Origin of the sequence: Intestinibacter sp. (assembly GCF_051866655.1) — a bacterium.
Lineage (GTDB): Bacteria > Bacillota > Clostridia > Peptostreptococcales > Peptostreptococcaceae > Intestinibacter.
In genome coordinates this window covers 1-7,530 of the sequence record NZ_JBJDXL010000051.1, presented here as the reverse complement: position 1 = coordinate 7,530, position 7,530 = coordinate 1, and the positions used below count along the sequence as shown (strand labels likewise).

The 7,530-nt window shown below is 30.0% G+C and carries 5 protein-coding genes; 2 read left to right on the top strand and 3 right to left on the bottom strand.

What is annotated here, in order from left to right; translation table 11 throughout:
* Positions 1–146 precede the first annotated feature (146 nt).
* Positions 147–4,289 carry a leucine-rich repeat protein gene (locus ACI3VO_RS01485; RefSeq protein ID WP_439756205.1) on the bottom strand — a complete coding sequence of 1,381 codons (4,143 nt, stop codon included), beginning with the start codon at positions 4,287–4,289 and terminating at the stop codon, positions 147–149.
* 372 nt (positions 4,290–4,661) lie between these two features.
* Positions 4,662–5,306, bottom strand: a complete 645-nt coding sequence (locus ACI3VO_RS01480; protein WP_439756204.1) for a lactate utilization protein — start codon at positions 5,304–5,306, stop codon at positions 4,662–4,664.
* A 203-nt stretch (positions 5,307–5,509) separates the two neighbouring features.
* Between ACI3VO_RS01480 and ACI3VO_RS01475 the strand changes: the two genes are divergently transcribed.
* The gene (locus ACI3VO_RS01475; RefSeq protein WP_439756203.1) at positions 5,510–5,767 is read left to right on the top strand and encodes a TfoX/Sxy family protein; all 258 of its coding nucleotides are present in this window, start codon (positions 5,510–5,512) and stop codon (positions 5,765–5,767) included.
* 28 nt (positions 5,768–5,795) lie between these two features.
* On the top strand, positions 5,796–6,377 hold the full coding sequence (locus ACI3VO_RS01470; protein WP_439756202.1) for a DUF1989 domain-containing protein: 582 nt from the start codon (positions 5,796–5,798) through the stop codon (positions 6,375–6,377).
* Positions 6,378–6,423: 46 nt separating this feature from the next.
* Here the strand turns inward: ACI3VO_RS01470 and ACI3VO_RS01465 are convergent, their stop codons facing one another.
* Positions 6,424–7,194: a formate/nitrite transporter family protein gene (locus tag ACI3VO_RS01465; RefSeq protein ID WP_439756201.1), complete on the bottom strand. Its 771-nt coding sequence runs from the start codon at positions 7,192–7,194 to the stop codon at positions 6,424–6,426.
* Positions 7,195–7,530: the final 336 nt, after the last annotated feature.

Here is a 7,530-nt window from a genome sequence, read left to right as displayed (position 1 = left end):
TCTTTTTAGAAAAAGCATTGAAGCATGTATTAAAATAGATCCTTAAAATTTTTAGAAATTTAAAAAAGCTTACCTTTTACAAAATACCCAATTTATATACTATAAAAAGCACCATATAGAATTATTCTATATAGTGCTTCATTTTATTATTTACCTAATAAAGTATTTACAGTTGTTGAACCGTTTTTATATGGAGAGTAAACCCTGTACTCATTGCCAGCTTTATCTTTATAAATCACATAAGAAGAAGCTGTTATTTTTGCATCAAATTGTTCACTTGGAATACCTACTATAGTACCTAAATACGTAATATAATTTTGTTGTTCATTTACTTCATAATTTACTCTTCCTACAGATTTAGCAGCCTTAGGTGTATCTAATGTCAGAGCTTCACCTTCTGGTATTAATCTAGCAGGTATTATCAATGTACCTTTTTCAACTATTTCATCTCCATCATTATAAATTCTAGTTCCAAATCTTATACCACTTTCATTATTTACAACTTTTTTAACTTGAGCTCCCAACATATCTACATGTGCCCATTTCGCTGTATATGTAACATCTTCTGTATATGTTTGACCTGATTTGTATTCTGTAGTTGTATCATCAATATTTTTGTACCATCCTACAAATGTATATCCATTTTTAGTCGGATTTTTAGGATTATAATCTAACTCTGTACCTTCTTCTATTTCTTTTATTACTACATCTGATCCATTATCAAATTTTACACTTATTTGAGATGGTTTTTGTATTATGTTGAATTTAACTATTTTTAATCCTTCATAAGTATTTATTCCTTTTATAGTTATACTTCCTTCTCCTACGTTTATATTCTCACCATATGTAATTGTATAATCTACTCCTTCTTCTAAAACTTTATCCTTGTCCTTTACTTGTACATTTGGTTTTATTGTAGTTCCAGTATAGTAGTAATTCTCTTGTTCTATAATTACATCAGTTGAAAGCATACTCTTTCCATTTACTAATATACGACAAGTATCTGTAATTCCTAATTCTTCACTAATTACAGTTATAACGGCATTACCTCGTAAATTTGCTTTAATAGTACCATTTTGATCCACACTGACGATGCTATCATCAGAACTTCTCCATTTAAGAGCTTCACTAATTCCACTTTCTACTTTTATGTTAGCATGTAAATTATATGTATCACCTACTCTTAAATTTAAATATGTTGTAGTTAAATTTAAATCTACTTCTTTAAAAGGTATATTATTTTCTTTTGCATAACGTTGAGCATATGAATCACTATAACCGTATATAATCATATTTTTGTTATCACAGTCTAAAAATGCATTGTCTTTTATTGTATTTACAGTATATGGTATAACTACCTTATTTAAAATACTACATTTATAAAATGCATAATTACCTATAGAATTTACTCCTTTTGGAATTTTCATAATACTTAATGATTTGCAAGCTGCAAATGCATAATCTCCTATATTTCTTGCCCCTCGAATATCTATGTCTTCTAATTTCCAGCAATCAGCAAATGCATGATCTCCTATAGTTCTTACATCCTCTTCAATTTCTAAGCTATTTAATGAATTACATCCATTAAATGCATAATTACCTATAGTTATTACCCCTTTTGGAATTTTTAAATCCTTTAATGATTTACAGTCAACAAATGCATAATCTCCTATAGTCGTTACTCCCTCTGGAATTACCAAGCTACTTAATGAAGTACACCACTCAAATGCTGATTGTCCTATTGATGTTACTCCTTTTGGAATTTCTATACTACTTAATGCACTACATCTATAAAATGCATAATTTTCTATAGTTTTTAATCCTTCTGATAATTTTACACTACTTAATTTTTCACAAAAACCAAATGTATATTCTCCTATAGTTTCTACTCTTTTTGGAATCTCTATACTAGTTAATTCGCTACATTTATAAAAAGCCTTTTCTCCTATTGATGTTACTCCTTCTGGGATTTTTATACTACTCAATACACTACATTCAGCAAAAGCTTGCTTTCCTATAGTTGTTATACTTTCTGGAATTTCTATACTAGTTAATTGACTACATTCATAAAATGTATAATTTCCTATCTCTGTTACTCCTTTTGGGATTTTTATATTACTTAGTGAACTACAATAAGCAAAAGCACTATATCCTATTGTCGTTACCCCTTCTGGAATTTCTATATTATTTAGTAAATTACAATTAACAAATGCACACTCACCTATAGCTGTGATCCCTTGTGGTATTTTTATACTACTCAACTCATTACAATACGCAAATGTATAATCTCCTATTGTTGTCACCCCTTCTGGGATTTCTATACTACTTAATTTTTTACAACTAAAAAATGCATAGCTTCCTATTGTCGTTACACTTTGTGGAATTTTTATATCACTTAAATTACTACAACCATAAAAAGCATTATCTCCTATAGATGTTACTCCTTCTGGGATTTTTACACTGATCAACGAACTACAGTTATAAAAAGCATAATTTCCTATTGTTGTTAATCCTTTTTGAATTTCTATACTACTTAATAAATTACATTCATAAAAAGCATAATTTCCTATTGTTGTTATTTCCCCTTGAAGCTCTATACTACTTAATGCACTACACATATAAAATGTCTTGTCACCTATAGATGTTACCCCTTCTGGGATTTTTACACTGCTCAATGAACTACAGTTATAAAATGCCTCATTTCCTATTACTGTTACTCCTTCTGGGATTTCTATAGTACTTAATTTTTTACAACTTTCAAAAGCATTTTCGCCTATTCTTGTTACACTTTGTGGAATCTCTATACTACTTAACTCACTACATCTATAAAATGTCCTACTTTCTATAGCTGTTACTCCCTCTGGGATTTCTATATTTGTTAATTTTTCACAATATGCAAATGCATTTTCGTCTATTCTTGTTACAGTTTTTGGGATCTCTATACTAGTTAATGAACTACATCCCTCAAACAAAGAACTTTGTATAACAGTTATATTTTCTGGGATTTTTATGCTACTTAATCCACTACAGTAACGGAATATACCACTTTGTATATCCGTTATTCCTTTTGGAATTTCTACACTTGTTAATCCACTACATCTCTCAAATGCATATCCTTCTATAGTTGTTACACTTTCTGGGATGTTTATACTTGTTAATCCACTACATCCCTTAAATGCACAGTACTTTATAATTGTTACTCCTTCTGGTATTTCTATACTTGCTAATGAACTACATCCCTCAAATAAAAAGCGATCTATAACAGTTATATTTTTAGGGATTTTTATACTCCTTAAACTACTACATCCTTTAAATGCACTATCTCCTATAGTTGTTACTCCTTCTGGTATTTCTATACTACTTAATTTTTTACAATCTGTAAAAGCATTTTTTTCTATTTTTGTTATATTTTTTAAAGTTTCTATACTACTTAATTCACTACATCCATAAAACGCATAACCCTCTATAGACGTCACACTCTCTGGAATTTTTATACTAGCTAACCTACTACAATCACGAAATATACTATATGCTATATTCGTTATTCCTTTTGGAATTTCTATACTGCTTAGTGAGCTACATCCCTCAAATGCACGACTGCCTATAGCCATCACACCTTCTGGGATTTTTATATTACTTAAACTACTACATTCTTTAAATGCATTATCTCCTATAGTCGTTACTCCTTCTGACATTTCTACACTTGTTAGTGAACTACAGCGCTCAAATGCACTACCTTCTATAGTTGTTACACTTTGTGGGATTTTTATACTACTTAATGAATTACAATAAGCAAAAGCATCATATCCTATTGTCGTTACCCCTTCTGGTATTTCTACACTTGTTAACCCATTACAATCATAAAAAGTATAACTTTCTATAGTTGCCACACTTTGTGGGATTTTTATACTACTTAATTTTCTACAATAACAAAAAGCATTTTTTCCTATTTTTTCTACAGTCTCTGGAATTTCTACACTCACTAATCCCGTACACCACTCAAAGGCATTATTTTCTATAGTTACTACTTCATATCCATTTATACTTTTTGGAATTACTAAGTTTCCAGATATAGTTGTATCAGCATCACAAATGATTGCTTTATTATCAGAAATAGTATAATAAAGTCCTGTACCTTCAAGCAATGTCCCTGTTTGAGCAAAAGATTGATCTATACCTTGAAATAAATTAAGATTTTTAAATACATCTAATTCTTTCAAACAATTCCATCCTTGAAAATTTGTTAAAACTAAAGTCGCCGTTAACAATATTGAAACAACTTTCTTCATTTTTTATACTCCCCTCTTAATTTTTTAATAAATTTTACTAGTTTTACCCCTTATATAAATAATAAATTAAACTTACTTTATATACAACATATACAATTAAACAAATCTCTATTTTTATCTAACTTAAAAATAAATCCAACAGAGGCTGATTACCATGAACTATAAAAGATTCAAAGAAATTATACGAAATGGAAAAAAATACAAAAAAGAAATAGATGAAGCAATCCAAGAGTTTCAAAAATATAAGGTTTAAAATTATATATTAGTACTATAAATATCCCCCAAAATTTTAGCTCCGTCATAAATATAGCTGCTATAAAAGCATTCTATACGACGGAGCTAAAAAATATCTACAGAATTTTTCTTAATCATTTAAAATCCTAATTCTTTGCCAACTAATATAACTTTTATTCTAGATGCAGTTCTATTTGTTCTAGTTATAACTACTTGGCTACACGCACTTTCAGGTGATTTGCAATTTGCACATGAACCATTTAAATAGCAAGGTGTTTTAATGCCTTTAAACCTTTGAACATTTATAGGTGCTGCTATATTTCTCGCTCTACTAACAGCATCTTCAAGTGTTTTGCAGATTTTGTTAATTCCTACTATTACAACGACATTTTTAGGTCCATAGCATAATGCAGCGACGCGATTGCCATTACCATCTATATTTACAAGGATGCCATCTTCACTCATAGCATTTGCACTCATTAAAAATGTATCGCACAAAAGAGCTTGTCTCATTATTTCAACTCGTTCTTCAGGAGTTTTTGCAGTATCTCTATCTATTACTTTGTAATTTTTTCTTACATAATCAAGCAACCCTATTTCATCTATTGAAACAGATCCACCCCATGAAACTACATCATTCTTTGGAATTAATTCAATAGCCTTTTTTAAAGCTTCTTCTTTAGTTTGACAATAATAAGCTTCAAAATGTCTTTTTTCCAAATTATCTCTTTCTTTAGCACATAATAAATCATATCTGATCTCTTTTGGTTTATTTCTTTCCATTGAACCCCCTCCAATTTATAACAAGATTAATTTAATATAAGATTAACATATCATATTTCGATATACAATATTTAAATTGTATGGCATACAATATAAATCAAATTCATGTAACACTGATTACAATCACTTTGATTATTTTTCTTACTTACTTTATAATAAAATAAATTATGCTTTAGAAATATATAGATAAGGAGGAAATTGTTATGGGAAAACTTTCAAAATTACCAAACATAGGAAAAGTTGTAGAAGCTCAACTAAACCAAGTAGGAATCATGACAGAAGATGATTTAAAATCAGTTGGAGCAAGACAAGCATGGTTAAAAATCCAAGAAATCGATGAATCAGCTTGTATTAATAGGCTATTGGCATTAGAAGGCGCAATCCAAGGTATTAAAAAGACAGAGTTATCAGATGATGTTAAATCGGATTTGAAAGAGTTTTATCAATTACATAAAAAATAACCAATATTTAAAAGTGAGGACAAAAACTATGAGACAAGAATACATTATAAACGCTTGTACTGGCAAAGCAATAAACGTAATGAAAGGTCAAACAATAACAATCATAGATATTGAAGGAACACAGGTAGTTGATTTTTTCGCAGAAGCAAAAGAAAATCCAGACGAATTTCTATCTACAGGTGTTACAATCGATTGCAATGAATCTTTGAAATTAAAGGTTGGAGATTTAATATACTCTAATCTCTACAAACCGATGTTTGAAATTTTATTAGACGATGTAGGTGAACACGACTTATTACATCCATGTTGTCGTCCAGAAATGTACGATTTTTTCTACAACAATGGAAATGGGCATTCAAACTGCTTAGAAAATATAAACAACAGTCTAAATAGCAATAGACCTATTATACATCCTGTTAATTTCTTCATGTACACTAAAATTAACACAGATGGAAGTATTTCCGTAGAAAAACCGATTTCAAAGGCTGGAGATAAAGTAGTATTAAAAGCGCTAATGGATATGCGTATAGGAGCTGCTGCATGTAGTGTTTCTGAGAGTAACTGCAATGGTGGCAAATGCTCTCCTATAAAAATAATAGTGAGTGAATAAATATCCGTACCTAAGAAATTACTCTTAGGTACAGTTATTTTCAAACCTATTTATCCTTTCTACTAGACAATAAATAAGTTCCTACTCCTAAAAACAAAACTCCACCAACTATATTTCCAAGCGTCACGAAAAATAAATTATAAATCATTCCACCCAAAGTAACAGCAGTAGAATTTGAGATTATGCACACCAAAAACGTAGCCATATTAGCTATACAATGCTCAAACCCACTTGTAACAAAGGCAAACAAGCTCAAAAATACTATTATCAGCCTAGAAGTTTCGTCCTTTAATTTATAAGCCGCCAAAACACCAGCGCAAACTAATATATTACACAAAACTCCTCTAAAAAACAGCTGATAAGCCTCTGGTGAAATCTTAGCCAAAGCACTATACTCAAAGTACATCAGCGTAGAATCCTTAAAAAGCCCAGTACCTATAAATAAACTAGCTACTAATAAAGCTCCTAAGAAATTCCCTAGATAGCTGTATCCAAGTATCTTCAATGTGTCTCTTTTATTGGCTTCTCCTGCCATAGCTCCTACCGTCATGACCATGTTGTTGCTTGTAAATAACTCATTTCCCAAAATTAAAATCAAGCTCAATGCCACGGAAAATGAAAGCCCTACAGCAATCTTCGTCATAGGTGAGTGCACCTGATATAGCATTCCTCCGATTGTAAACACCAAAATAACACCTATTCCTACATATATACCTGCAAACATAGCTGATACCAAGTATTTCAATCTGCTTTGGTTTAATAAATCGATCTTTGCTCTAGATTTTTTAGTCAATAAATTTACTGTGTCACTACTCATAATGTCTCCTCTATTCTCTTGTAAATTATACTTTCCTAAATTATCATAATTCGATTTATTTTTCAATTCATTTTAAATTTTAATTTTAGGTAATTTATTACATATTTTCCACCTACTCAAAATTCAAGAACAAATATCCATAAAATTACCATAAAGCATCTCTTTAAATAAAAAATTTTATTGATATTCTGTAATAATTATGAGTTCTTTTGGTAAATCAAAAATTTTCTCTTTTAAAATTCAGCAGTTTCATGTAAGCTGACTCTTCCACCTGGAAGGTAATAGTATGGTGAAAGCTGATCACGCATGGCAAGTACTTTTTGATTATGTATGATA